Source organism: Paenibacillus sp. JNU01 (assembly GCF_059130585.1).
The window spans coordinates 5,083,263-5,105,668 of the sequence record NZ_CP169723.1; the positions used below are offsets into that span (position 1 = coordinate 5,083,263).

Sequence of the window (22,406 nt, forward strand, 5' to 3'; positions counted from 1 at the left end):
ATGTTTAATAAACCGAGTATAGCCCGCTTCCAATCCTAATACTGCACTTCCCTAGACAATGGATAGGACAACGCTCAGCATGCTGAATAGGCTTATGAACTGTATCTCACTGTTACTCTAGTGTTATTGGCTTGATAATGTTAAATAGTGTAAGCTTGAGAGCAGATATAAGGGTTCTAATGATGCGTAATGCGATATGTCAAACGGGCAACAAAAGTGGTATCTATATGAATGAGAAGGGATCTGGATGATTCAATGACTCAAAAAATCTATTATGACTCTGCTTATACAAGAGAGTGGCATACAACAATTACTGGCAAAGTAGACAAGGAAGATGGTGTATATGTCACGCTGGCGGAGACTGCTTTTTACCCGCATGGGGGTGGACAACCTTGTGATGTGGGACAAATTGGCGGCATTGCTGTACTGGATGTAAACATCGAAGACGGAGAGGTATGGCATAAGCTGGAACGTGCTCCTGAACAGAGCGAGGTACAGTGCGAGCTGGATTGGGCGCGAAGATTCGATCATATGCAGCAGCATACGGGACAGCATTTGTTATCGGCAATGACGTTGAAAGTGGCTGAAGCGATGACGCTCAGTTTCCATCTCGGTACGGAGTATGACACGATTGATGTGGCTGCTGAGTTGGGAGCGGATCAATTGACCATCATTGAACAAGAGGTGAATCGTCAGATCTATCGTAATGCTCGCATCAACACGTCTTGGGTTACGGCAGAAGAGGCTGCACAATTGCCGCTGGTGAAGCAACCTACGGTAACAGAAGACATTCGTATCGTCGAGATCGAAGGTGTGGAGTATAACGCCTGCGGCGGAACCCATGTGTCGGCGACAGGTGAAATCGGCATCATCAAACTGTTAAAGACCGAAAAAGTGAAGGGCGGTACCCGTATTTATTTCAAATGTGGAACAAGGGCGCTGAATGAATTCACATCCGTTCAACATGTGCTCAATAGCATTATGGTTAAATTAAAGACCAGCAAGGACGAATTATTGGAGCGTATTGAGAAAATGGAACTGGAGCAAAAACAGCTGCAAACTGAGCTGAATGCAGTGAAAACAACCAATGATGCCTACTATGCGGAGCAACTTCTGGCTGCTCGCGAAGGGCTGGTGATTGCTCAGGTCTTTGAAGACAAATCGCTCAAGGATATGCAGAGCCTGGCTACCAAATTGACGACAGACCATGAAGGTCTCGTACTCTTTGCCAGTATCTCCGAGGCGAAAGTTGTTCTGGCACAGAACGGACAGCCGCCTGAATGGGCTTGCGGACCTTTCTTCAAAGGCAATCTTGGTGCCTACCAGGGCAAAGGTGGCGGCAGTGAGAAAATGGCTCAGGCCGGCTTTGCCAGCAGTGAAGACGCGCTTGCCTTTTACGAATTCACCAAGGACCAGTTGGGACATCACTGATCTGTATTTTGCAGATACGAAACAGGCAGTATTGCAATATGAGTTGGACAAGCACGTCACATTGTGGCGTGTTTTCCATGGATATCGAGGGACATGGGTTACTGGTTACATGAGTTGAACGATTGGCAATCGTTGAAGGAGGTTGGAAGATGACAGAACGAGTTCCGTGTATACGGGAGGCATGTGCAAACACCATTTTGCCAACAACGGCTGCCAGAACAGGTGGGTTTTGCATGCCTTGCAAGCAGGAGATGGAGCGCGAGGAGCGCCAGAGATACATTGAAGCGAATCGACGTGACGTGAACGTGTATGCAGGTATCACAGACCCGGTCGAAGTATTGAAAATCATGCATGAACCTCAGGTTCGCGACCCATTAATTCGTTATGTGCCCTATGAAAAATCCAAGGAAGAGGTATATCTGTCCTTGTCTGCAGAGCAACAGGATCAGATGAAGGATTACGCGATGCAACGGATTCGTACAGGTGATGAAGATAACGGCAAAGACATTCTGATATATCTCGTTTGTTACCATGATATATCGTTGACCAACGAAATTCCTGAGCTGCTGGAGCAGGAGATCTATTATCCTGCGATTTTGTATAAGAGTGCTCCGGTAGCAGTGCGAGATCGACTCTTGCAGCAGGTGAATACCGATGATGAGAATCGGAACCACATATTGCTCATGCTGGCCCATATCGGGGATGATGTTGTCGTGCAGCAGTTCCGGCAATGGAGACAATCTCCGCCATCCTGGGCGAGCGAATTGTACGTGGCACCTGAGCATTACACCACTGAAGCAGGATGGGAGCTTACGAATGACGGGCAGCGCAGAGAATTATTCACCACCCCAAGTTATTCACTCTATAAAGTAACAGTAAATGAAGCAACTAACGTGGCAATATCCGGAGATTCGCTATTGATGCTGACCCCGAGCGCTCAAGGTTGTCCATGGTGTGGTAGTGCATTAACGTCCTTAATTAATCTGGATGTTAAGCATCCGGCACTGCGGGATGTGTCTTGGCATGCCGAGCGACTTCAGATCCAGACTTGCGTGATATGCAGTAGTTATGGCGTGGTTTACATGGAACTGGACGCAGCCGGGGAACCGTTATGGAGCTCACATAATGTCATGCCTATGGGAATGGATGAGATTGACCTGGAAGACTATGGTGAACTTGCACCGGATGTCGGCCGGCAGTTTAGGATTGCGAATGCATCGCGTCATGCATTCCATGCCAGCGAGTGGGGGATGGAGCCATCGCTATCTCAGATCGGGGGCCATCCGGGTTGGGTTCAGGATGCCGAGTATCCACCATGTCCATGCTGTTCCGCGAGAATGAAGGCTGTCGCACAACTGGATTGGGGCGAGGTTGAGGAATATGGTGAGGGCATGTATTACATGTTCATATGTGAGCCGTGCCAGATGACCGCCGTATCGTATCAGCAATCTTGAGGTGGAAGCTATGATTATAAGCCATTAACACATCTATAGTACTACAGGACCGATTCGGTTGTAAGAGAGTGGACAGTTGCAGTCATACTATGACTATATAAGGCATCCCGTAAGTTCTTGAACTTCATCGATGCCTTTTTGCTTGCTCTGCGCAGGATACAAGGGGGCTATCTGCTCCAATTAGCCTTTTTTTATGTTAGTTATTTAGTCAGCAGTGAGAGAATGGGCGGTTTTTCTGCGTGCTTGGGCAGCTTTGTCGTACGCACACAATGTAACGAACCCAGCACGTCTTATTAGGCGATTTTGCAGCACTGTAGAATTCTAACGAATCGTAGCGATGTTATTGCTTCTTATGCCAGGTGTTTTCGAAGCAAATCAGAGGTTTTATCTGTAATAAGACTGCTGAGATTCGTTAGAATTTCATATGGCTGTATAACAGCGATATAAGGTGTGTCCGATTCGTTAGCGCTTGGCCCAAACCCGAACCCGAACCCGAACCCGAACCCGAACCCGAACCCGAACCTAAACTCACCTCATACACACCGCCCGCGCAATTACTACTCATACACACTAGCCCCACACTAGCCGCCAGCATAATAACACCTAAGTTACTCCTACTGCGAGCGTATGCTCCTGTTCAATACATCCGTCTACAATTCCGCAGATGCCTGCTTTAACAAACCAGACAACCACTCATAATCCGGCGTATCTTTTTCCTTGAGCTTGATCGTTTTGCGTTCTTCCGGGCCTTCAAATATGCCATCGGGTAGATCAAGTCCGGTTGCATGAAAGATCGTGAAGGATACGGCTTGTTTGGATGGAGAGATGACCGCAGCGTAACTTCCGTTTTTCAAAAAATGAGGTTTCTTGTATTGCACGCGTTCCTGCACGTCTGGGATGGTATCATGCACCATTTGTCGCAATCGTTCAGCGACCTGTACTTGCCAGGGGATCTGAATCTGTTCAATAAACGCAGTAACTTCTACATTCTTGGTCATGCATGTTCACCCTCCGTATGGATCTGATTGTGTGTTTCCCATTCTGATCTCAGGATTCCCATCATTAAGCGGTCGTAACGTTTGCCATCACGATATACTGCTGAACGTGCCCGACCTTCCAATTGAAAACCAACCTTCTCATAGGAACGAATCGCTTTGGCATTGTAGGCGATGACATCGAGACCAACCCGGTCCAGATTCATCTCGTGGAATGCATATCGTAAAATAAGATTCAACGCTTCCGTGCCATATCCCTTGTTGCGATGTTCCGCAAGTCCGATGCCAATGGCAAGCTGTCCGCAGCGGTTGTTCCATTCAATACTATGAATGACGACAAAACCTATCAGCGTATCCTCTTCATGCGTGCGAAGTCTGAAGTACACTTCCTTGTTCTTAGTCTCTCCCTCATCTTCCAACTGTTTCTCTGAGTAGGGAATGGCAAGATCAGTATCCACATTCCGTAGATATTCCGGGTCTTCGTTCCATTGCAGCATGGTCTGCACATCTTCAGCACGTGGGGGTGTCATTTTCAATCGTATGCTATAAAACAGGTTATCCGTTGTTAGTGTCATAGGGTTCTCCTTTTGCATCTGATAGCCTCATCATAATGGAAATAATAGGTGAATCACAATAGAACATTTTATTGCATATAAGTGGCCTCTTGTCATGAAACCTAACACGGTAGTAAGATGAATTAATCGAAATGCATTCAGTGATAGAACCAATAAAAATGTCAGCAGGAGTGATATGTTTTGGAGATCAAAGTGGATGATTTGAGTGGAGTACAAGTGAAGGCATTAATCGCAGAGCATTTGCAAGGGATGGCAGCGGATTCGCCTCCGGAAAGTATTCATGCGCTGAATCTGGATGGACTCAAGAAGCCTGAAATTACATTCTGGTGTGCATGGGAAGCGGATGAACTAATGGGCTGCGGGGCCATCAAAGAACTTGATCCAGAACATGCAGAATTGAAGTCGATGCGTACGGCTTCGGCCCACTTGAGAAAAGGCGTAGCGAGAAAAATTTTGGCTCACATTATGGAGGTTGCCACAGAACGTGGCTATAAACGAATTAGTCTGGAGACGGGTTCAATGGATTCATTTATCCCGGCAAGGAAGCTGTATGAAGATTTCGGATTCGAATATTGCGAACCATTCGCGGACTATATTTTGGACCCGAACAGCGCATTTATGACGAAAACAATCTAAATGGATTCGCATGAGAAACCAGCATTCTGTTTGCTGGTTTTTATTTATTTTGCAACATATCGTACATTTTTAAAGTTGGAAAAAGAGTAGAATACACGCAATGATGTAACATGGACCATGCTATGAAAAGGGTGGAGGGAGCTGTGGATGATATATTGGTGGCTAGATCAGATGAATCCGCTGTTTGCCGTCTTGGTGTTATGTCCTATAATTGCTGTGGTGCTTACCTAGATTGTATACAGATTGCTTTGTGCCATTGTGGGGTATAAAACATAGGTTATGTCCAAATATGCTTGGGATGAATTGGCCATAAGGAACTTCTGGGCTGATTGCTGGACAATAGGGTATACTGGACATTATGTCTATGAAACAAGACAGTATTACAGACGTTTTTTACATCAGGAGGATTTGAATTGGCTCAGACAGAAGGAACACTACAGAAGAAGCTTAAACCAAGACACATCAGTTTTATGGCTATGGGCGGTGTGATTGGTACAGGGATTTTCAAAGGCAGCGCAGAGACGATCGGACTCGCAGGTCCGGGCGTTATTATCACGTACATTTTTGCCGGATTATTGTTGCTGGTGGTTATGGCCGCGATGGCGGAGATGGCTACGGTGTATAAAAACAAGAATATGAAAGACTTCGTGCAGGAAGCATTCGGTAGCCGAGTTTCCTTTGTTATGGGATGGATGTATTGCTTCCTATGGTTATCGGTATGTGTTATTGAGGTGATAGCCGCCGGGAGCTTTTTGCAGTATTGGTTTACAGAAGTACCGTTGTGGATGCTGAGTCTGGCGTGTGCGGCGTTCATTATACTGGTTAATCTGCTAAGTGTGGGTGTGTTCGGGGAATTTGAGTTCTGGCTGGCCGGGATCAAAATTGCCATGATCATCATTTTTATCTTCCTGGGTGCAGGGTTGATCTTTGGCATTATTCCAAGTGATAACACCCCTTATCTGCAAAATTATACACAAGCAGGCGGGTTCTTCCCCAACGGTTGGTCATCGATCTTCTCGGCATTGCTTGTGGTCATGTTCTCTTATGGGGGATCGGAGCTGATTGGTCTGACTCTGACGGAGACGGAAAATGCAGAAAAAGTGATGCCCAAAATCGTGGGCAATTTCATGCTTCGAATTATTCTGTTCTTCACCTTGCCGATTCTCATCATCTGTGGTCTCATCCCATGGAATGAGATTGGGCCGGAAAGCAGTCCGTTTGTACAGGTACTCGCCTCAACGGGACTACCAGGAGCAGCACACATTATGAACTTTATTTTGGTGACGGCAGTTCTGTCCGCTGCAAATTCAGGGATCTACGGTGCATCCCGGATGATGCATTCCATGGCAGTGGGTGGTGAAGCTCCGAAGGCATTATCACAGACAAATCGTAACGGCAGCCCGGTTAATACCTTGCTGGTGTGCGCGGTTGTATTGCTTGGAGGTTCCATGCTTGGCCTGTTCGCGCAGGATCAACTGTTCCGTGTATTGCTCGCAGTTCCGGGCTTCGTGGTCATCCTTGTGTGGATCTGTATTGCCTCATCACAGTTAAAACTGCGGAAGAGATATCCGGTTCAACCGACCTTCAAAGTTTGGGGTTTCCCTTACATCACCGGAGTGGTGGTACTATGTCTCAGTGTGATTGCTGTGATGTTTGTGTTCGATGAAGGTAATCGGTTCAGCATTAGCATCTGTCTTGCCGTGCTTGCGTTGCTGATCATCTGGTCCCTGATTAGATTCAGGAGGACGAATGGACGAACAGTTTAGTATGAACGGGTAGTCATCATTAATGAGAAAACTTTATAAGTAAAATAGGGGCTGCTTTTAGCAGTCCCTATTTTATACACTTTGAGCGAATATATTTTGTTCTATAACCAGAACCGCTTGCTAGAATGGACATTAATACATTCCTACTACTTATTAGACATATATCTAATCTTTGGGTAGCTTTTCCCAAGGGGTGGAGTACTTTGCGGCGATTTCACCAAAGCGTACTAGATTATGCTTCGTCCTTTTTGTTTAAGTGCATGTCAGCTTTCAATCTTCAACTTTAGAAAACGGAGATTTGATTTTAAAGAATTCCTTATATGACATTGGTTTTCGGCCAATCAGACGTTCAAGATCTCCAGATGTTTCCGAGAATTCTCCAGTGTTGATTGCCCGCATCCAACCTAATAAGAAATCAGTCATATGAACAGGTAAGCCATTCGCTACCATAGTGTCTATATATTCGGTTTCGCTAATTGCCTCATAAGGGATATTGATTTCACTAATCTCCGAGAGGGCTGCAGCGATATCTTCGAAAGAGCTTCCCTCACTGCCGCTTAGAGTATATGACTTATTTTCGTGCCCGTTTTCGGTGAGAACGGCTACGTTGGCTGCCGCCAAATCATCCAGAGATGCAGCGGATACTTTACCGGAACCCTTTGGTACTCGCACACTTCCAAATTTAAGTGCATCTCCAGAGAACGAATTTATGACTTCAAGATACGGTGGATTCCGCAGGATTGTATAGTCTAATCCGGATGCTTTAAGCGTTTGTTCAGCGAATAAGTCTGACATCGTTACTTCGGGCAAAATTAGATTTGAATTTTCTTTTCGTATGATCGACGTGAAGATGACTTGCTTAACCCCAGCCTGCTTTGCAGCAGCGATGACGTTGAAATGTTGTGTATTGCGATCGGTAAATGCTACGGCGGAAATGAGCATCACTTTTTCAACACCATCAAAAGCTTGTAGAAGAGAGTTATAATCAAAATAGTCGCCTTGATGGGCTTCCACACCTTCTTTAATCAATCTTGCCACTTTATCAGATTCCGGATTACGGACTAATATAGCCACCTGATTTGACGGAACTTTTTTGAGAAGAAGTTCTAGCGTTCTGCTTCCGAGATTACCTGTTGCTCCAGTAATAAGTATTTTCCCCATATTTACAACTCCTTTGAACGTCTATAAATACATGAAAATATTTTGTTTCACATGCTCATCTTGAAAACTTACCGTCTTACATTCGTCAGTGTACTACCCCATTCACCGACTGGTTCAAGCCAGCTTACGATTCTATCATCAATGAGGTTGGTAAGCGCACCTTCATACTCAGCACGATAAGGTTTAGTAAGTTCATCTTGAATCCAACTTTCTCTTGTTCCTTGCCAGATTTCATAGATCACCAGATCATCAGAATGATCAAGATCATCGGAGACGATCGCATTAACAAAAGTGGGTTCACTTTTGAAATGGCTAATCATCGCGAATAGATTGTCGCGGAAAGTTTCTTTCTTACCGGGCTTAATTTTGAAACGGATATTGAGAATGACTTGTTTGTTGGTTGTTGACATCGTTACACACTCCTCAATTCTTTTATTTTCTTTATATTACAAGGCTCATTATGTACCATGTAGCACTTTTAAAATAGTACGTACTTTTTGGTTATATAGTAACCAAAAAGTGATAATTGTGATGAATCAGATCATAAATTGATTTTGAAATTACTCTATTCTACATTTATTCTCTGATATTCATCCTTGCTCAATGTCTTCTCTGCATAATTCTGACCCCATTCACAAAGAGCTCGCAGAGTGGGTTCAAGTGACATACCCATTTCTGATATTGAATATTCCACTTTTGGTGGTACCTGATTGTACATTGTTCTTATAACTAGATTATCACCCTCCAACTCCCGTAATGACTGGACTAACATTTTCTGAGAAATGGTTGGCATGAGTCTTTTCAATTCACCGGTCCGTTTAGGACCTTTTAATAAATAATACAGAATAAGAGGTCTCCACTTTCCGCCAATGACATCCAAGGTAATTTCCAGATCACAATAAAAAGTTTTCAATTGAGAAACACCATCCCTCTTTTAGTTTCGATTATTATAGTACATGTGTTGATTCAATCAACCTTCCTACACAACACTCCTAATACTGAATAAACATAACTCATTTAAGCCTAAATGCAGTTCCATCGACCAAAGCTACCACAACCATGATAGCGTTTTTATTTCAACCCAATATTTTCTTGCCTAATTCGACATATTCGTTTACTATTTTCCCATACTTAGTGCTTCAAGCATGCGTTTTTTGGGTAGCGTCTAGTCAAAAAGGCTTGGGTTCACGGGAGAGGAAGAGGAGCGGATGATCGGTTTTTTTAGAAAACGTTTGGTTGTACGCATTGTTGCAGTCGTTACACTGGCCATGACGATTATAGCTGTTGGCAGCATGCTGTTACAGGTGGCCAATATGAAACTGGCTGCACAGGAGGCCATTTCGAGTTACAATATCCAAATTGCTCAGAGTTATGTGAATCAGCTGGATACAGCATCTTATGCCGAGTTTGCCAAGGATCCCAAAGAGAATGACGCATTCTTGAAGATTCGTGATGAACTGGATGATTTTCGTGTAAGGATTGGTGCAATGTATGTCTATTTCGTCAAAATAGATGACAAAGGTACCCCACTTATTATGGTGGACGGTATGAAGGATGCGGATAAAGCTTCACCGATTAATGAAGTCACGGATGTCCCTCAGGAGGCTGTCCAGAAGCTGTTGCAGGGGCAACCAGCCAGTTCTTCAATTATTAATAATGAGGATTATGGCAACTATATTTCCTCTTACGCTCCTATGCTCGATAGTAATGGCACTGTAACAGGTGTAATTGGTATCGATACGGCGGTATCGGTGATCGGAAACATTGAATCGGATATCATGAAATCCAGTATTCCCTTCTATGCCTTATTGCTACTAATTACCCTTATAGGTATTGCCGTTGTCATGACGTTTATCGTAAGGGGGCTGCGACCACTTCAACCGCTGAAGGCGAGTGTGGAAAAAATGGCGCAGGGTGAGCTTGCAGAAGCCAACCAAATTTTGACGTCTTATCGTCTGAAAAGCAAAGATGAGATTGGAACCACATATCAAGCAATGATACATATGTCCGGCAACTTGAACAAGATCGTGAGTAACATGGTTGAAGGCGTGGCAGTAACCACCAATATTTTATCGGAATCAACGAAGGAATTTAATCGCAGTACCGAAGAGATGATTGAGATGAGCAAGACGGTTGATCAGTCAGTCGAACAGATCAGGCAAGGGGCGCATACGCAGAAGCAGGGCGCAAGCGATAGTGCGAATGCGATGGAGGAGATTGCCAAAGGCATAACGGACATTTCCGAATCCTCCATGATCGTATCGGATGCAGCAACAAGTGCGCTTGCTACAGCAGAGTCCGGTAAACAGAGCATGACATTGATGAAAACACAGATGGAAAGCATCTCACATGTCTCAGGTGAAGTTGTAACGATGGTTCAGGTGCTGAACAACTATTCCCAGGAGATTGGTGGTGCCCTGCACACGGTTCGTGATTTTGCGAGTCAGACGAAGCTGCTTGCACTTAATGCATCCATTGAGGCAGCTCATGCAGGAGAACATGGCAAAGGTTTTGCGGTTGTGGCGGATGAAGTTCGCAAGCTGGCTGAGGCCTCAAGCACATCTATGGAACGGATCTCCGACTTGCTGCTTCGCATTCAACAAGAATCACAGCAGATTGGCTCACAGATGGGGGTTACCGCGCAGGAGATTGGACAAGGTGTTACGATTACCGCAGAGGCGGAGCAAGCTTTCGCCCATGTGGTTGATGCGTTCCAACTGGTGACTCATCGCATTCAAGAAGTCTCCGCTGCGGCAGAGGAAATCTCGGCAGGATCGGAAGAGGCCGCAGCCTCCGTCAATACGATCTCGCAAATCTCAGCCGGGGTCTCGGATCATTCGGATGAAATCTATCGCTTGATGCGTGAACAGTCGGCCATGTTCAACAGGGTGGCGCAGACTTCCACCATGCTGGAGCAGCAGACCAACGAGATGAGCGAAGCTGTGCGTAAAGTAAAAGTATAGTTTTTGTAGTTGGAGTATGCTGTAGCCATAGTTAACGTAAGAGGCAGCAGAAAAAAACCTGGTCTGTTGTATAGCCAGTGTAACGATGTAAGGCATAAAAAAGTGCTCCGTTCCTGGAGAAGTTGGTGTGTATCCCAAACTTCCTTCAGAGGCGTAGAGCACTTTTTGTTTTTCATATCACTTTGATAGATGATCCAGCTCTATCGCCTGTCTGAAGCGTCGGGCGAATCGTTCTGCGGCTACGGCGGCCTCTTTGGATTCCGTCTGCACGAAGCCAATTTGCATTTTGGGTTGATCGATTCCAGCGATCTCTACCATCTTCACCAGACCTTCCTTCCATAATGGATTTTGGTAAAAGGAAAAGTCGTGACCAATCGTGGCAGCAATATCGTTTCGTAACACCATGTTGATGGCTTCTGAATTATTTGTTTTGAACAAAATGGACAGGTATCCATGATCATAGGTGAATTCCCTGAGAAAGTCTTCGATGAAACCATCTCGATAGAGTGCAAGCTTGTGTTCTTTTAATTGATCTGGTGAAACACGGCTGTGCTTGGCAAGTTCAGACAGGTGATGAGTACCAATTACCAGCTTGCCCGAGTACATGGGACTGAAGTGAAGTCCATCGAATTCCCGCAATTGCTTGGCATAGATCGCGATAAAGCCCAGATGGGTTTTGTTATTCCGAATATCCTCGATAATTTCCATGGACCCTTTCTCTTCAATGGAGATGTTAAGTTGCGGGTGCTCACGCTTCATATCTGCAGCAGACTGGACAAGATAGGGCATGACACTTGGAAAAGTAGCCACATGAAGCTCACCGCTAAGAGAGGAGGCTTCTGCGTTCAGAGATTTCAATTCATCAATCCGCTGTAAAATGTCCAGTGCCTTGGCTATGAATTGTTTGCCTTCGGGCGTGGGATGAGTTCCCTGCCGCGAGCGTTCGAACAGGATGATCCCCATTTCTTTCTCCAGACGATGAACCGATTGGCTGATCGCCGATTGTGTGACATGCAGATGCTCCGAGGCGGCGGAGAAGGATTGGGTTTTCGCAATTTCAACGACATATTCGAGCTGTTCCAGATTCATGAGTTCATCTCCGTTTAGCATTAATACAACTAATGTTAACATTAGTATCTATAAATATGAATAATACATGAACAGCGATATAATATATAGACAATCATATAAAGGGGATGAACTTCATGAAAGCAGCAGTATGGTATGCCCATAAAGATGTGCGTGTTGAAGATCGCGAGGTTCCGGTTGCTCAAGCAGGACAAGTCAAAATCAAAGTGGAATATGCGGGGATCTGCGGCAGTGACTTGCATGCTTATCATCATGGTGTGGGCATTCAAGAAGGCGAGAATCATCCGCTCTCAGGACAGAAAGCACCGCTCACATTGGGTCATGAATTTGCAGGAACCGTGAGTGAATTGGGTAGTAATGTAAGCGGTATCAGTGTGGGGCAGCGAGTTGTGGTAGAGCCATTGTACCACTGTGGAAAATGCGAATACTGTATCCAGGGGCGTTATAACCAGTGTACTCAATTTGGATTCGTTGGACTGAATGGTGATGGTGGTTTTGCGGAGTATGTTGTTGTTGAATCCTATATGGTACATCCCATCCCGGATAACGTAACCTTCGAAGAAGGTGCCCTCGTAGAGCCTACGGCAGTAGCATTTCATGCGGTTCGACACAGCAAATTGAAAGTGGGGAATAAGGTAGCCGTGTACGGAGCCGGTCCAATTGGATTATTGACCATTCTGTCTGCCAAAGCAGCAGGCGCTTCTGAAATCTATGCAGTCGATGTATTTGAGGAACGTTTGGACTTGGCAGCCAAGCTGGGAGCTGTTCCGGTGAATAGTGCCAAAGTTAATGCAACCGAAGTGATTTTGCAACAATCGGGTGGCATCGATGTGGCTTATGAAGCAGCGGGAGTGCAACCAACCATGGACAGTGCCGTTGCGGTTGTCAAAAAAGGTGGAGAAGTTGTTGTGATCGCGGCGATTCCAAATCCGCTCCAAGTGAACTTCTTCGATCTTCTGGTGAAGGAAGCGAATCTGACAGCAACGCTGGCCTATCGTCACATTTTCCCTGAAGTAATCTCATTGATTGCGGAAGGGTCGCTTGATGTGAAACAGGTCATCACCAAAAAAATTAAACTGGACGACATCGTAGAGGAAGGGCTGGAGCTGTTGATGAGCGACAAGAGCCATGCGAAGATTTTGGTGGAGATCGGCGGCTAAAGACTTTTCGCTAACTTCTCACTAACAAGGATAGATTTTCATATCAACGTAATTGAAGTATAAATTTTAGATCGCGAAAAAGGCCGTTCATCCGCATGAATGGTCTTTTTCGCTTTATTCAAGTAGAACAGTGAGCTTTCACTAGCTACTCATTATGAATCAATTCCGCTGATCGCGGTTCGTTAAGCTAATACCCAAAACTAGGAATCATAGCGGTAGCAAATCGCCTTACCCCCGCTACTCTCGGAGCTGAATTCCTTATCCTCATAGAATCCAAAACGCTCATATAAACGGATGGCATTCACCATCTGACCGCCCGTATATAAATACACCGTATTTTTGCCCATGTCTTTGGCAGATTCCACACACTGCTGGAGCAATGCTCTGGCGATCCCATGACCTCTCCATTTTGGATCAACACCTAACAGCCGAATAAACGGATAATCGATTGGCAATTCAAAGTCTGGATAAGCCTTGCGCGCTGTTTCGAACAATTGGACTGTACCGACAATCTGATCATCAATCTTGGCGATCCATAATTGTGTCAGGTACGGATTAACCACGGACTCTCTAATGTCTTTTAAGTAGGCCTCCCAGCGTTCATTTTGCTCAAAAGTCTCCCGATACTCGGCATAACTTGCAATAAGGATATCTACAATCTCTGGATGGTCCGTTTCTGTGGCGGGATGAATCGTAACGGCAGCCGTTGTCATCTTTTAATTCCTCTTCTCTTATGGGTTAAGTATGATATAGAGTTTTCTTGCATTTTACCATAACGGATTCCATCCGATTCATTCAAATTTTCTATAGTTCACTCAGTCATTTCTATAGGTCAAAGCATATCAGCGATTGAGCTGTGTGGAATACAGATGATTGCGATATTCGGTTGGCGTATTGCCTTCGTATTGTTTGAACATGCGCAGGAACAGCTTGTAATCGGAGAATCCGCACTGTCCGGCGATTTCTTTTACACTGGCATTGGTATTGAGCAGCAGTTGTTTCGCCCGGCGAATACGTTCGGTGAGGATATAGGTTTTGAGCCCGGTACCTTTCTCGCGTTTCACCATTTTGGAGATATAGTCTTTGTTAAAATTAAAATTCTCTGCAATCTGACTCACCGTAATGTTTGTATGCAGATGAATATCGACCCACTTGCAGATATGGTCCACAATCGCATTGTGCGGGCGATAATCGGCCTCTATATTACGCTCCAGTTCTCTGAACAACAATAGTAGTGCAGCGTCGGCTTCCTCCGGTGAGAAGGATGACACATGCAGCAGCTGCTTGAATAACTGATTGGCCATGGAAGGTACCTGGATGGTGGCATGTGTCCTGAATTGGTTGAATTCTGGCTGGATGGTATCATAGTGAACCCAGTAGAAGCTGACGGGTGTGTCGCTGACCTGATAGCCATAGTGGGTGCGACCCGCGCGCAGAAACAAGAGATCGTTGGCACGAACTACGTACTTTTCGTCGTCCTCCGCGATGTACATCTCACCTTCCAGCATCAAAATGATCTCATGGACAGGCATGCTGCGTCTCATGTGGCTCCAGTTGCCGTCGGATATGAACTTGCCGCAAAGGTAATGTTCCAGTGGCTTTTGCATAGGACGGATTTATCCACCTTTTCTAAGATTATGAGTCTGATGTTATTACATTTTATTTGATAACATGGGGATATTCAAGCAGTGGGGTGGATTGTTGAGTATAGGACATATGGAACGGAACACGGATTTTACCCCTCTAGATGTATCAATGAAAATACAAGTGCATATCTGTCTAGTACATACCGTGAAGGAGTGAGTGTCATGATTGATACGAAAAAAGGATTTCTGGGACCGGAACATGTAGAGCTGTTACATGGTGTGTTCCAAACATCACAAGAGGTGGGAGAGCGTTACCTGTTATCGCTGGATATGGATCGGTTCCTAGCTCCATGCTTCGAGGCTCATGGTTTACCTGCCCGAAAAGAACGCTACGCGGGTTGGGAGGCACGTACCATCAGCGGACATTCCCTTGGACATTATCTGTCTGCCCTGGCTGTTACGTATCAGGCAACCGGGAATATGACGTTAAAAGAAAGACTGGATTATGCTGTCACCGAACTGGCGAGAATCCAAGAGACCACGGGGAGCGGGTATATCGGTGGTTTGTCCGAAGAACCTTTCCACATGGCTTTTCGAGCAGAGAATATCGGTGGATTCAATATCGGTGAATACTGGGTTCCCTGGTACAGTGTGCACAAAATCTATCGCGGTCTGATTGATGCGTATAAACTCACTGGTAACGGACAGGCACTTGAGGTGGTTACTCGATTTGCAGACTGGGCGGTAGAAGGTTTACTCCCGATGACAGAAGAACAGATGCAGACGATGCTTCTAAGTGAACACGGGGGCATGAATGAAGTATTTGCACATTTGTATGGGATCACGGGCAAGGCCTTATACCTTGAGATTGCCAATAAGTTTACCCATCAATTGATCCTGAGACCTTTGGAGCAGAAGCAGGACGATCTTCAAGGCAGACACGCCAATACTCAGATTCCCAAAGTGATCGGTGCTGCCGAAATCTACAATCAGGACCATAGCCATGAGAGTTATAAGACAGCGGCAGAATTTTTCTGGAACACGACAGTGCATCATCGTTCTTACGTATTTGGCGCGACGAGCATTTCGGAGCATTACGAAGCGAAGGGCATGGAGAGTCTTGGCATCAAAACAGGAGAGAGCTGTTGTACCCACAACATGATGCATTTGACCAAACAACTCTTCGTCTGGAATCACGATAGCGCCTACATGGACTATTATGAAAACGCCATCTATAATCACATCCTCGGCACGCAGGACCCCGATACGGGGAACAAAACGTATTTTGCCTCAACACTGCAAGGGCACTACAAAATCTACGGTACTCGCGATACCGCCTGGTGGTGCTGCACAGGATCAGGCATGGAGAACCCGGGCAAATATGCCGAGGCGATCTATTTCGAAGACGAGCAAGACCTTTACGTCAACCTGTATATCGCTTCCCAGCTGGACTGGATCGCTCAGGGAATATCCCTGAAGCTTGAAACCGACTTTCCTTATTCGGAAAAGGTGACCCTGACGATCACCGAAGGCAGCGCCTCGGCCCATCTAAGATTACGCGTGCCCTCATGGCTGCAACAGCCAATGACGGCAACAGTTAACGGGGATACGGAACATCCGTATACACGGATGGAACCCGGCTATCTGTCCATCGACCGCACATGGTCTGCGGGCGATGTCATCACAATCACCCTGCCGATGTCGCTTCGCCAGTACACTGCCCGGGATGATGCGCACAAAGTAGCCTTTCTGTACGGCCCGATTGTGCTCGCCGGTGCACTGGGAAGCGAGGGTCTTCCAGAGGACACAATTGTGGACGAAACAGCATTGAATCCCAAGACCGCACCTGTACCTGTGATCTGGACGGAGCAGGAGGATGTACAAGAGTGGATCAAGGTCGTAGATGCAGACACGTTAACATTTGAACTTAGCAAAGATGTCACTTCCACGGGCGAAGCCGTGAAGCTTATTCCGTTCTATGATGTGCATCATGAATTTTATACTGTGTATTGGCCGTTTAACGATGAAGGTGATGCGCTCGAAAAAGAGTTGAACGATATCACGATCGACAGGGTTCAGGCGGATGGTCAACAGGATGAGATTGGACATCAACTGGATAGCAACTGCCGTGGGGAGCATTACAACGGTTCAACCACAGATGGCCGTAAGAAGTTGCATATGTGGCGAGAGGCTTTTGGCATCAGTGGAGCTTACTTCAGCTACCAACTGGCGGTGGATCGCGCCGCAACCAATTATCTATGTGTGGCCTATTGGGGTGGAGATTATTCCACATTTGAACGGGAAGGTGTGTTGTATGAGAGACAATTCACCATCACCGTGGATGGCACACGCATTGGAGAGCAGCGAATTCATATGAACAAAATCGGCGACGTATTCTATGTGACCTATAATATTCCTGAGTCCGTTACATCAGGTAAAGACAGCGTTAAGGTCATGTTCCAGGCGGAGGGCGACAATGGCTGTGCCGGGAAAGTTGTTGAGGTACGCACCACGCGAAGCAAACCGACATCACTCTTTGCATGATAAGAGGCATGGTGTGAAAAGGCGCAAACACAATGTTATAATGATAATAAATTACGGTTAGTTGGGAAGAGGAGGTTGGAAGTGTGGCAAAACCCGATAATAAAGGTACTTATAACTTTCAGGATTGGTTAACTTGGGAGGGGGCATGGGAATTAATTAATGGCAAAGCTTTTAATATGTCTCCAGCACCCACTTCATTGCACCAGTTTATTGTGGGTGAGCTGCACTTCTCTTTGCGGACTTTTTTTCAGAATCGGAAATGTTTCGTGTTTGTTGCCCCTTTTGATGTGTATTTTAGCGAAAATGAACAATATGACCTGCCAGATCAAGTTGTACAGCCCGATTTATCGGTGGTTTGCTCCAAAGACCAGATATCTAAGAATGGCTGTCACGGTGCACCTTCTTTAATTATCGAGGTGTTATCGCCTTCGACTGCGCTAAAGGATTTTAATGAAAAATTTAACTTGTATCAGAAATACGGCGTGAACGAATACTGGATTGTTGACCCCGGGAATCAAACCGTCCATGTGTACACGTTGGAGGATGGCAGTTATCAGACCCGTCATCTGTATACTGAGCAGGAAACGATGATATCTGTCTTGTATCCTGAATTGCACATTCCGCTGGATTCGTTGTTCAAGCTAAGGTAATGCGAAGCGTCAACGCTGTCCGCTACAGAGGAAGCAATAGGGTAGCCGTTTTCTAATGCTAACGAACCCTACACGCCTTAATTGAGCAAATTGGATGAGGTGGAAAATGTAACGAATCTCAGCGACGCTATTTCATCTGAAATAGGCGATAAACAACGTTTTTACACCTAATACACGAATATAACGTGTCTCAGGTTCGTTGCATTTTCAAATGAGCTGACATGCACCCAATAACGTTACCTCAGTTCGTTAGCTATAGAGCACCCAACCTTAAACGAAGAAACAACGCATAAGAGGCGAAATCGGATGATCTCCGTTTCGTCTTTTTTTATGCATCAGTAGTGTTTGTAGTTCTAACATGTTGTGTGAGTGTTCTTGTGACCCCTGTTTTGCATTGCTTATTTTTCAGACAAGTCTTATATAAAAAATGACACGCATAGCCATTTTCCACGTATTACCTGATAACATTTCTTATCCACAATCTGCTGTCTTGTAAAACTCACTTTGTATGGATTGACCACAACATTTCCTGCCGAGTTCCACGTTGTCCCTGAAAATATGAAATGGGATAAGCCCAAACCACGTATATTATGAGTATCCCAATATCCAATGTTATCCACCTGAGAGCGTTAACATCATGTACAATAGAAAAAGTGGAACAGGAAAATAACGACATATAGCTTCAATATATAACATGAAAGGAGGTCGGATGATTGAACATGATTAAGTACATACAATTCATGGGATTAATCCTCGTTGTTGTTGCTGTGAATGTTCTGGCATTCTCACCCGGCTTTATCGGGCTGAATTTCGGGGAGGGTGCATTCACAACTTCGCTATCCGTTACCCTGTTGTTCGGCAGTGCAATGGCACTCTTATATGGCAGTTACACCATGCTGTTCAGACAGCCGGTGGTTCTGCCCGTGAAGCATATCGAAACACATGAAGATTATGTGGAAGCTTTATCTTTTTATAGACGTATCAAAGTCCTCGAAGAAGATATTACGCTGGGGCTGTCTCAACTTAGCCGGATGAAAAAGAAGAAAGAAACACTCCTGAATGTGCTTCATCAGCGGTTTGATCCGGGGGAACTAAGCTACAAAAAATTCGCATCAGTCACGATGGAAGTGGAGAAGCTGTTATACCTGAATATCCGCAGTGTACTGAATCGGTTGAATGTATTCGATGAAGCAGACTATGCCAACATGATGAAATCCAAATCCTCAAACCTTCCCCAGAAACTTTTTCAGGAAAAAACCAAGGTATACAACGATTATTTGTCTTATGTGAAGAATGCATTACACACCAATGAGGAAATTTTGCTCAAGCTGGATCAGTTGTTACTTGAGATTTCACGCCTCGACAGCTTTGAAGCAGGAGATATTGAACAGATGCCTTGTATGCAGGAGATTGATCAGTTAATCAAGCACACCAAATTATACAGACAGTGAGGGGTTGCTCGTATGGCCAAGAAGGGAAAGTTTTTTTTCATATCGATTGTAATGCTGGTACTCGTATTCGGTCTGGTCTATGCAGGAATAACATTAACATCGAACTTTGGCAAGTCGACCACACAGGTGAGCACAGAGAATGCAGGTAAGGAACTGGGCAAACTGTACGCAAACATTGCACCAGCGACGGCAGAACCGGTCAAAGGACAGATTGATCTCGATCCGGTCGACGTAGCAGAATCGCTGCCGGATATCTCCAAATTCGCAATTGCCGTAGAGAATACAACGAATGATTACGTCGAAATCTTCTCTTCCACAGAGAAGTCAGGCAGCGGGGTAGATGGCTGGTTAACTGAAGTGGGCGAGGAATTCAACAAAGCAAAAATTACCGTTGGCGGGAAACAGGTATCCGTCAAAATCCGCAACATTGCCTCCGGAACGGCTACCGATTATATCAAGTCGGGCAAGTATATACCTGATGCATTCACGCCTTCTAATGAACTGTGGGGCGAGATGGTTGAGGCCAGTGGGGTGAAAACAGAGATGGTTTCCAAGCGATTGGTTGGGAATGTCCCTGGTATTGTCATTTCCAAAGCCAAGTATGATGCACTGGTTGATACTTACGGCTCCGTGAATGTAAAAACCGTAACCGAAGCGATTGCCAACAATGAACTCGCGATGGGATATACCGATCCATTTGCCAGCTCCACAGGACTGAACTTCCTGGTGACTGCTCTGAATACGTATGATAGCGCCAATCCGCTGGGCGAGAAGGCGATTGAGGGATTTGAGAAATTCCAGACGAATGTACCGTTTACAGCCTCGACAACCATTCAGATGCGGGAAGCTGCCAAGTCAGGCCGACTGGATGCCTTTGTACTCGAATACCAGACATATGTGAATACTGCCGATCTGAAGAGTGGTTACGTCTTTACACCTTTTGGCGTGAGACATGACAGTCCGCTGTATGCATTGGGACAATTGCCGAAGAACAAACAGGAGATTATCCAAAAGTTTGCGGAATTTGTAACCCAGGCGAAGTATCAACAATCAGCGGAAGAGTTTGGTTTCAACGGGTTGCAGGATTACAAATCCGAACTGGCCACCGTGGATGGCGGCACGTTGTTGTCTGCACAGAAAGTATGGAAAGAAAAGAAAAACGGTAGCAAACCGATTGCCGCTGTGTTCGTGACGGATGTATCCGGAAGCATGGACGGCGAACCGCTTAACCGACTGAAGGAGTCCCTGCGCAAAGGTCAGAAGTACCTGGGTACAGACAACAGTATTGGCTTGGTTTCATACTCCAGTGGGGTAACCGTAAATCTGCCCATTGCCAAGTATGATACGAACCAACAGTCCATGTTTGTCGGAACAGTGGATAGTCTGCAAGCTGGCGGAGGGACGGCGACGTTTGACGGGATCGTGGTAGCGATGAAGATGTTGGAAGATTACATGGTTGCTAATCCAAACGTGAAGCCGTTAATTTTTGTCCTGAGTGATGGCGAGACCAATGAAGGTCATACCCTGAAGGATATTCGGGATCTGGTCGAGACGTACCAAGTGCCGATCTATACGATTGGATACAACGCGGACATTAAGGCTCTGGAGAGCATCTCCAGCATTAACGAAGCGGCAAGCATCAATGCCGATACCGACGATGTCGTGTACAAGATCGGGAACCTGTTTAACGTACAGATGTAAATTTAAAGGGGGAACTTAGATGTCATTTTCAATGGAAATACCAAGCCAAAAGGAAATTCAGAAGGTGATTGAAGAAGAGGTGAAACCCGTGCCCGCTGAGGTCGCGGAGCTTCAACAAGTGGCGAATGCCAACGTAGAGATGATCATGACACTGGATCTCGAATCCCTGGAGAAGCGCAAAGAGATTCTGCAATCCATTGACGGCTTTGGCATGAACACGATGAGATCCTCTTCCGAGAAAAACGCCTTGCTTCAAGTCTCCGTTGGACATCTGTCCAAGACGGGAGACGAAGGCGGTCAGGTCGCCAAAGGTTTGACCGAGCTGCATATGCAACTGAAGGATCTCGACCCGAGCGTGGTCGACTTTGCCAAGACCGGTTTCCTCGGGAAATTGTTCAATCCGCTTCGCGCCTATTTCCTGAAATACCAGAAGGCTGACGCAGTCATCGCTGACATCGTAACCTCTTTGGATAAAGGCAGATCCACCCTGCGTAACGATAATACAACCCTGGAGATCGAACAACAGAACCTGAGAGAACTCACCAAACGACTGCAAAAGGAGATTCAGCTTGGTGTGCTCATGGATGAGTCCATCGACGCGCAGATTGAAGCCGCCAAGGTCCGCAATGAGGACCCAGAGAAAGTCCGCTTTATTACAGAGGAAGTGTTGTTCCCACTCCGTCAGCGGGTCATGGACCTGCAACAAATGCTAGTCGTGAACCAGCAGGGCATCATGGCGATTGAAGTGGTCATCCGTAACAACAAGGAGCTAATTCGAGGGGTAGACCGGGCCAAGAATGTAACGATCTCAGCACTGAAAATTGCCGTTACGGTAGCGAGTGCTTTGTATAATCAGAAGATTGTTCTGCAGAAGATTGAATTGCTGAACCAGACAACCAATGATCTGATTGCCGGTACATCCAAAATGCTCAAGGATCAGGGGATTGCCATTCAGAAGCAGGCATATGAAGCCAGCATTTCTGTGGATACGATGAAACAGGCGTTCACCGATGTATTGTCAGCACTCGATTCAATCAGTCTGTATAAGCAAGAAGCCCTGCCAAGAATGCGTGAAACGATTAACCAGTTCCGTGAGCTTGCAGATACTGGAGAGCAACAGATTCAGCGTTTGGAGAAGGGGCAGAAGCTAGGGCTGTAAACAGAAGAGAAAGAAATACAATGTCACTTGTTCGCTGGCTATCATTTGTATAATTAGAAAAAGCGATCGTTCCTCATTAAGCATG

The 22,406-nt window shown here is 45.7% G+C and carries 20 protein-coding genes; 11 read left to right on the top strand and 9 right to left on the bottom strand.

Annotated elements, in window-relative coordinates; translation table 11 throughout:
• Nucleotides 1-255: 255 nt before the first annotated feature.
• The gene (locus NLBNIHML_RS22105; protein ID WP_342571932.1) at nt 256-1,431 is read left to right on the top strand and encodes an alanyl-tRNA editing protein; all 1,176 of its coding nucleotides are present in this window, start codon (nt 256-258) and stop codon (nt 1,429-1,431) included.
• Between the two features lie 149 nt (nt 1,432-1,580).
• Nucleotides 1,581-2,885 carry a DUF1963 domain-containing protein gene (locus NLBNIHML_RS22110; protein ID WP_494352772.1) on the top strand — a complete coding sequence of 435 codons (1,305 nt, stop codon included), beginning with the start codon at nt 1,581-1,583 and terminating at the stop codon, nt 2,883-2,885.
• 412 nt (nt 2,886-3,297) lie between these two features.
• On the opposite strand, the gene NLBNIHML_RS22115 is transcribed toward NLBNIHML_RS22110, so the two are convergent.
• The 3 genes from NLBNIHML_RS22115 to NLBNIHML_RS22125 all read right to left on the bottom strand — a co-directional run bounded on the left by NLBNIHML_RS22115 (nt 3,298) and on the right by NLBNIHML_RS22125 (nt 4,455).
• Nucleotides 3,298-3,450, bottom strand: a complete 153-nt coding sequence (locus NLBNIHML_RS22115) for a hypothetical protein (protein ID WP_494352773.1) — start codon at nt 3,448-3,450, stop codon at nt 3,298-3,300.
• 85 nt (nt 3,451-3,535) lie between these two features.
• Nucleotides 3,536-3,883 carry a DUF1801 domain-containing protein gene (locus tag NLBNIHML_RS22120; RefSeq protein WP_494352774.1) on the bottom strand — a complete coding sequence of 116 codons (348 nt, stop codon included), beginning with the start codon at nt 3,881-3,883 and terminating at the stop codon, nt 3,536-3,538.
• A complete protein-coding gene (locus tag NLBNIHML_RS22125) occupies nt 3,880-4,455 on the bottom strand; it encodes a GNAT family N-acetyltransferase (RefSeq protein WP_494352775.1) in 576 nt (191 codons plus the stop codon). The genes NLBNIHML_RS22120 and NLBNIHML_RS22125 overlap by 4 nt, the downstream gene beginning before the upstream one ends.
• A 180-nt stretch (nt 4,456-4,635) precedes the next feature.
• Between NLBNIHML_RS22125 and NLBNIHML_RS22130 the strand changes: the two genes are divergently transcribed.
• Together NLBNIHML_RS22130 and NLBNIHML_RS22135 are read left to right on the top strand one after the other, a co-directional pair.
• Nucleotides 4,636-5,091 (top strand): GNAT family N-acetyltransferase, encoded by a 456-nt coding sequence (locus NLBNIHML_RS22130; protein ID WP_339259009.1) that lies wholly within the window; start codon nt 4,636-4,638, stop codon nt 5,089-5,091.
• Nucleotides 5,092-5,561: 470 nt separating this feature from the next.
• The gene (locus NLBNIHML_RS22135; protein WP_494354740.1) at nt 5,562-6,857 is read left to right on the top strand and encodes an amino acid permease; all 1,296 of its coding nucleotides are present in this window, start codon (nt 5,562-5,564) and stop codon (nt 6,855-6,857) included.
• A gap of 270 nt (nt 6,858-7,127) precedes the next feature.
• Here NLBNIHML_RS22135 and NLBNIHML_RS22140 read toward each other — a convergent pair whose 3' ends face one another.
• The 3 genes from NLBNIHML_RS22140 to NLBNIHML_RS22150 form a co-directional block, all read right to left on the bottom strand.
• On the bottom strand, nt 7,128-8,018 hold the full coding sequence (locus NLBNIHML_RS22140) for an SDR family oxidoreductase (RefSeq protein WP_342571935.1): 891 nt from the start codon (nt 8,016-8,018) through the stop codon (nt 7,128-7,130).
• 68 nt (nt 8,019-8,086) lie between these two features.
• The gene (locus NLBNIHML_RS22145) at nt 8,087-8,428 is read right to left on the bottom strand and encodes an antibiotic biosynthesis monooxygenase (RefSeq protein ID WP_339239821.1); all 342 of its coding nucleotides are present in this window, start codon (nt 8,426-8,428) and stop codon (nt 8,087-8,089) included.
• A gap of 155 nt (nt 8,429-8,583) precedes the next feature.
• Nucleotides 8,584-8,931: a winged helix-turn-helix transcriptional regulator gene (locus NLBNIHML_RS22150; protein ID WP_339239823.1), complete on the bottom strand. Its 348-nt coding sequence runs from the start codon at nt 8,929-8,931 to the stop codon at nt 8,584-8,586.
• A 295-nt stretch (nt 8,932-9,226) separates the two neighbouring features.
• On the opposite strand from NLBNIHML_RS22150, the gene NLBNIHML_RS22155 reads away from it, so the two are divergent.
• Entirely contained in the window at nt 9,227-10,981 is a 1,755-nt protein-coding gene (locus NLBNIHML_RS22155; protein ID WP_339239825.1) for a methyl-accepting chemotaxis protein, read from the top strand.
• A gap of 177 nt (nt 10,982-11,158) precedes the next feature.
• Here NLBNIHML_RS22155 and NLBNIHML_RS22160 read toward each other — a convergent pair whose 3' ends face one another.
• Nucleotides 11,159-12,070 (bottom strand): LysR family transcriptional regulator, encoded by a 912-nt coding sequence (locus NLBNIHML_RS22160; protein WP_339259015.1) that lies wholly within the window; start codon nt 12,068-12,070, stop codon nt 11,159-11,161.
• Nucleotides 12,071-12,186: 116 nt separating this feature from the next.
• On the opposite strand from NLBNIHML_RS22160, the gene NLBNIHML_RS22165 reads away from it, so the two are divergent.
• Nucleotides 12,187-13,230: a 2,3-butanediol dehydrogenase gene (locus NLBNIHML_RS22165; protein WP_339259017.1), complete on the top strand. Its 1,044-nt coding sequence runs from the start codon at nt 12,187-12,189 to the stop codon at nt 13,228-13,230.
• 200 nt (nt 13,231-13,430) lie between these two features.
• Here the strand turns inward: NLBNIHML_RS22165 and NLBNIHML_RS22170 are convergent, their stop codons facing one another.
• Nucleotides 13,431-13,943: a GNAT family N-acetyltransferase gene (locus NLBNIHML_RS22170; protein WP_339259019.1), complete on the bottom strand. Its 513-nt coding sequence runs from the start codon at nt 13,941-13,943 to the stop codon at nt 13,431-13,433.
• Between the two features lie 129 nt (nt 13,944-14,072).
• A complete protein-coding gene (locus tag NLBNIHML_RS22175) occupies nt 14,073-14,837 on the bottom strand; it encodes a helix-turn-helix transcriptional regulator (protein WP_494352776.1) in 765 nt (254 codons plus the stop codon).
• A gap of 201 nt (nt 14,838-15,038) precedes the next feature.
• Here NLBNIHML_RS22175 and NLBNIHML_RS22180 point away from each other — a divergent pair, with 201 nt between their 5' ends.
• The 5 genes from NLBNIHML_RS22180 to NLBNIHML_RS22200 all read left to right on the top strand — a co-directional run bounded on the left by NLBNIHML_RS22180 (nt 15,039) and on the right by NLBNIHML_RS22200 (nt 22,321).
• Nucleotides 15,039-17,360: a beta-L-arabinofuranosidase domain-containing protein gene (locus tag NLBNIHML_RS22180; RefSeq protein ID WP_494352777.1), complete on the top strand. Its 2,322-nt coding sequence runs from the start codon at nt 15,039-15,041 to the stop codon at nt 17,358-17,360.
• 83 nt (nt 17,361-17,443) lie between these two features.
• Nucleotides 17,444-18,010, top strand: a complete 567-nt coding sequence (locus NLBNIHML_RS22185) for a Uma2 family endonuclease (protein ID WP_339239834.1) — start codon at nt 17,444-17,446, stop codon at nt 18,008-18,010.
• A gap of 719 nt (nt 18,011-18,729) precedes the next feature.
• The gene (locus NLBNIHML_RS22190; RefSeq protein WP_342573271.1) at nt 18,730-19,461 is read left to right on the top strand and encodes a hypothetical protein; all 732 of its coding nucleotides are present in this window, start codon (nt 18,730-18,732) and stop codon (nt 19,459-19,461) included.
• 12 nt (nt 19,462-19,473) lie between these two features.
• Nucleotides 19,474-21,162 carry a vWA domain-containing protein gene (locus NLBNIHML_RS22195; RefSeq protein WP_339239839.1) on the top strand — a complete coding sequence of 563 codons (1,689 nt, stop codon included), beginning with the start codon at nt 19,474-19,476 and terminating at the stop codon, nt 21,160-21,162.
• Nucleotides 21,163-21,181: 19 nt separating this feature from the next.
• Nucleotides 21,182-22,321, top strand: a complete 1,140-nt coding sequence (locus NLBNIHML_RS22200) for a toxic anion resistance protein (RefSeq protein ID WP_017690481.1) — start codon at nt 21,182-21,184, stop codon at nt 22,319-22,321.
• The last annotated feature ends 85 nt before the right edge of the window (nt 22,322-22,406 follow it).

What these genes read in the sequence shown, in the direction of transcription:
- NLBNIHML_RS22175 (WP_494352776.1), bottom strand. Translation starts at nt 14,837, where the DNA reads ATGCAAAAGCCACTGGAACATTACCTTTGCGGCAAGTTCATATCCGAC.
- NLBNIHML_RS22180 (WP_494352777.1), top strand. Translation starts at nt 15,039, where the DNA reads ATGATTGATACGAAAAAAGGATTTCTGGGACCGGAACATGTAGAGCTG.
- NLBNIHML_RS22145 (WP_339239821.1), bottom strand. Translation starts at nt 8,428, where the DNA reads ATGTCAACAACCAACAAACAAGTCATTCTCAATATCCGTTTCAAAATT.
- NLBNIHML_RS22195 (WP_339239839.1), top strand. Translation starts at nt 19,474, where the DNA reads ATGGCCAAGAAGGGAAAGTTTTTTTTCATATCGATTGTAATGCTGGTA.
- NLBNIHML_RS22135 (WP_494354740.1), top strand. Translation starts at nt 5,562, where the DNA reads ATGGCTATGGGCGGTGTGATTGGTACAGGGATTTTCAAAGGCAGCGCA.
- NLBNIHML_RS22105 (WP_342571932.1), top strand. Translation starts at nt 256, where the DNA reads ATGACTCAAAAAATCTATTATGACTCTGCTTATACAAGAGAGTGGCAT.
- NLBNIHML_RS22200 (WP_017690481.1), top strand. Translation starts at nt 21,182, where the DNA reads ATGTCATTTTCAATGGAAATACCAAGCCAAAAGGAAATTCAGAAGGTG.
- NLBNIHML_RS22115 (WP_494352773.1), bottom strand. Translation starts at nt 3,450, where the DNA reads ATGAGTAGTAATTGCGCGGGCGGTGTGTATGAGGTGAGTTTAGGTTCG.
- NLBNIHML_RS22110 (WP_494352772.1), top strand. Translation starts at nt 1,581, where the DNA reads ATGACAGAACGAGTTCCGTGTATACGGGAGGCATGTGCAAACACCATT.
- NLBNIHML_RS22155 (WP_339239825.1), top strand. Translation starts at nt 9,227, where the DNA reads ATGATCGGTTTTTTTAGAAAACGTTTGGTTGTACGCATTGTTGCAGTC.
- NLBNIHML_RS22140 (WP_342571935.1), bottom strand. Translation starts at nt 8,018, where the DNA reads ATGGGGAAAATACTTATTACTGGAGCAACAGGTAATCTCGGAAGCAGA.
- NLBNIHML_RS22120 (WP_494352774.1), bottom strand. Translation starts at nt 3,883, where the DNA reads ATGACCAAGAATGTAGAAGTTACTGCGTTTATTGAACAGATTCAGATC.
- NLBNIHML_RS22170 (WP_339259019.1), bottom strand. Translation starts at nt 13,943, where the DNA reads ATGACAACGGCTGCCGTTACGATTCATCCCGCCACAGAAACGGACCAT.
- NLBNIHML_RS22190 (WP_342573271.1), top strand. Translation starts at nt 18,730, where the DNA reads ATGATTAAGTACATACAATTCATGGGATTAATCCTCGTTGTTGTTGCT.
- NLBNIHML_RS22165 (WP_339259017.1), top strand. Translation starts at nt 12,187, where the DNA reads ATGAAAGCAGCAGTATGGTATGCCCATAAAGATGTGCGTGTTGAAGAT.
- NLBNIHML_RS22160 (WP_339259015.1), bottom strand. Translation starts at nt 12,070, where the DNA reads ATGAATCTGGAACAGCTCGAATATGTCGTTGAAATTGCGAAAACCCAA.
- NLBNIHML_RS22125 (WP_494352775.1), bottom strand. Translation starts at nt 4,455, where the DNA reads ATGACACTAACAACGGATAACCTGTTTTATAGCATACGATTGAAAATG.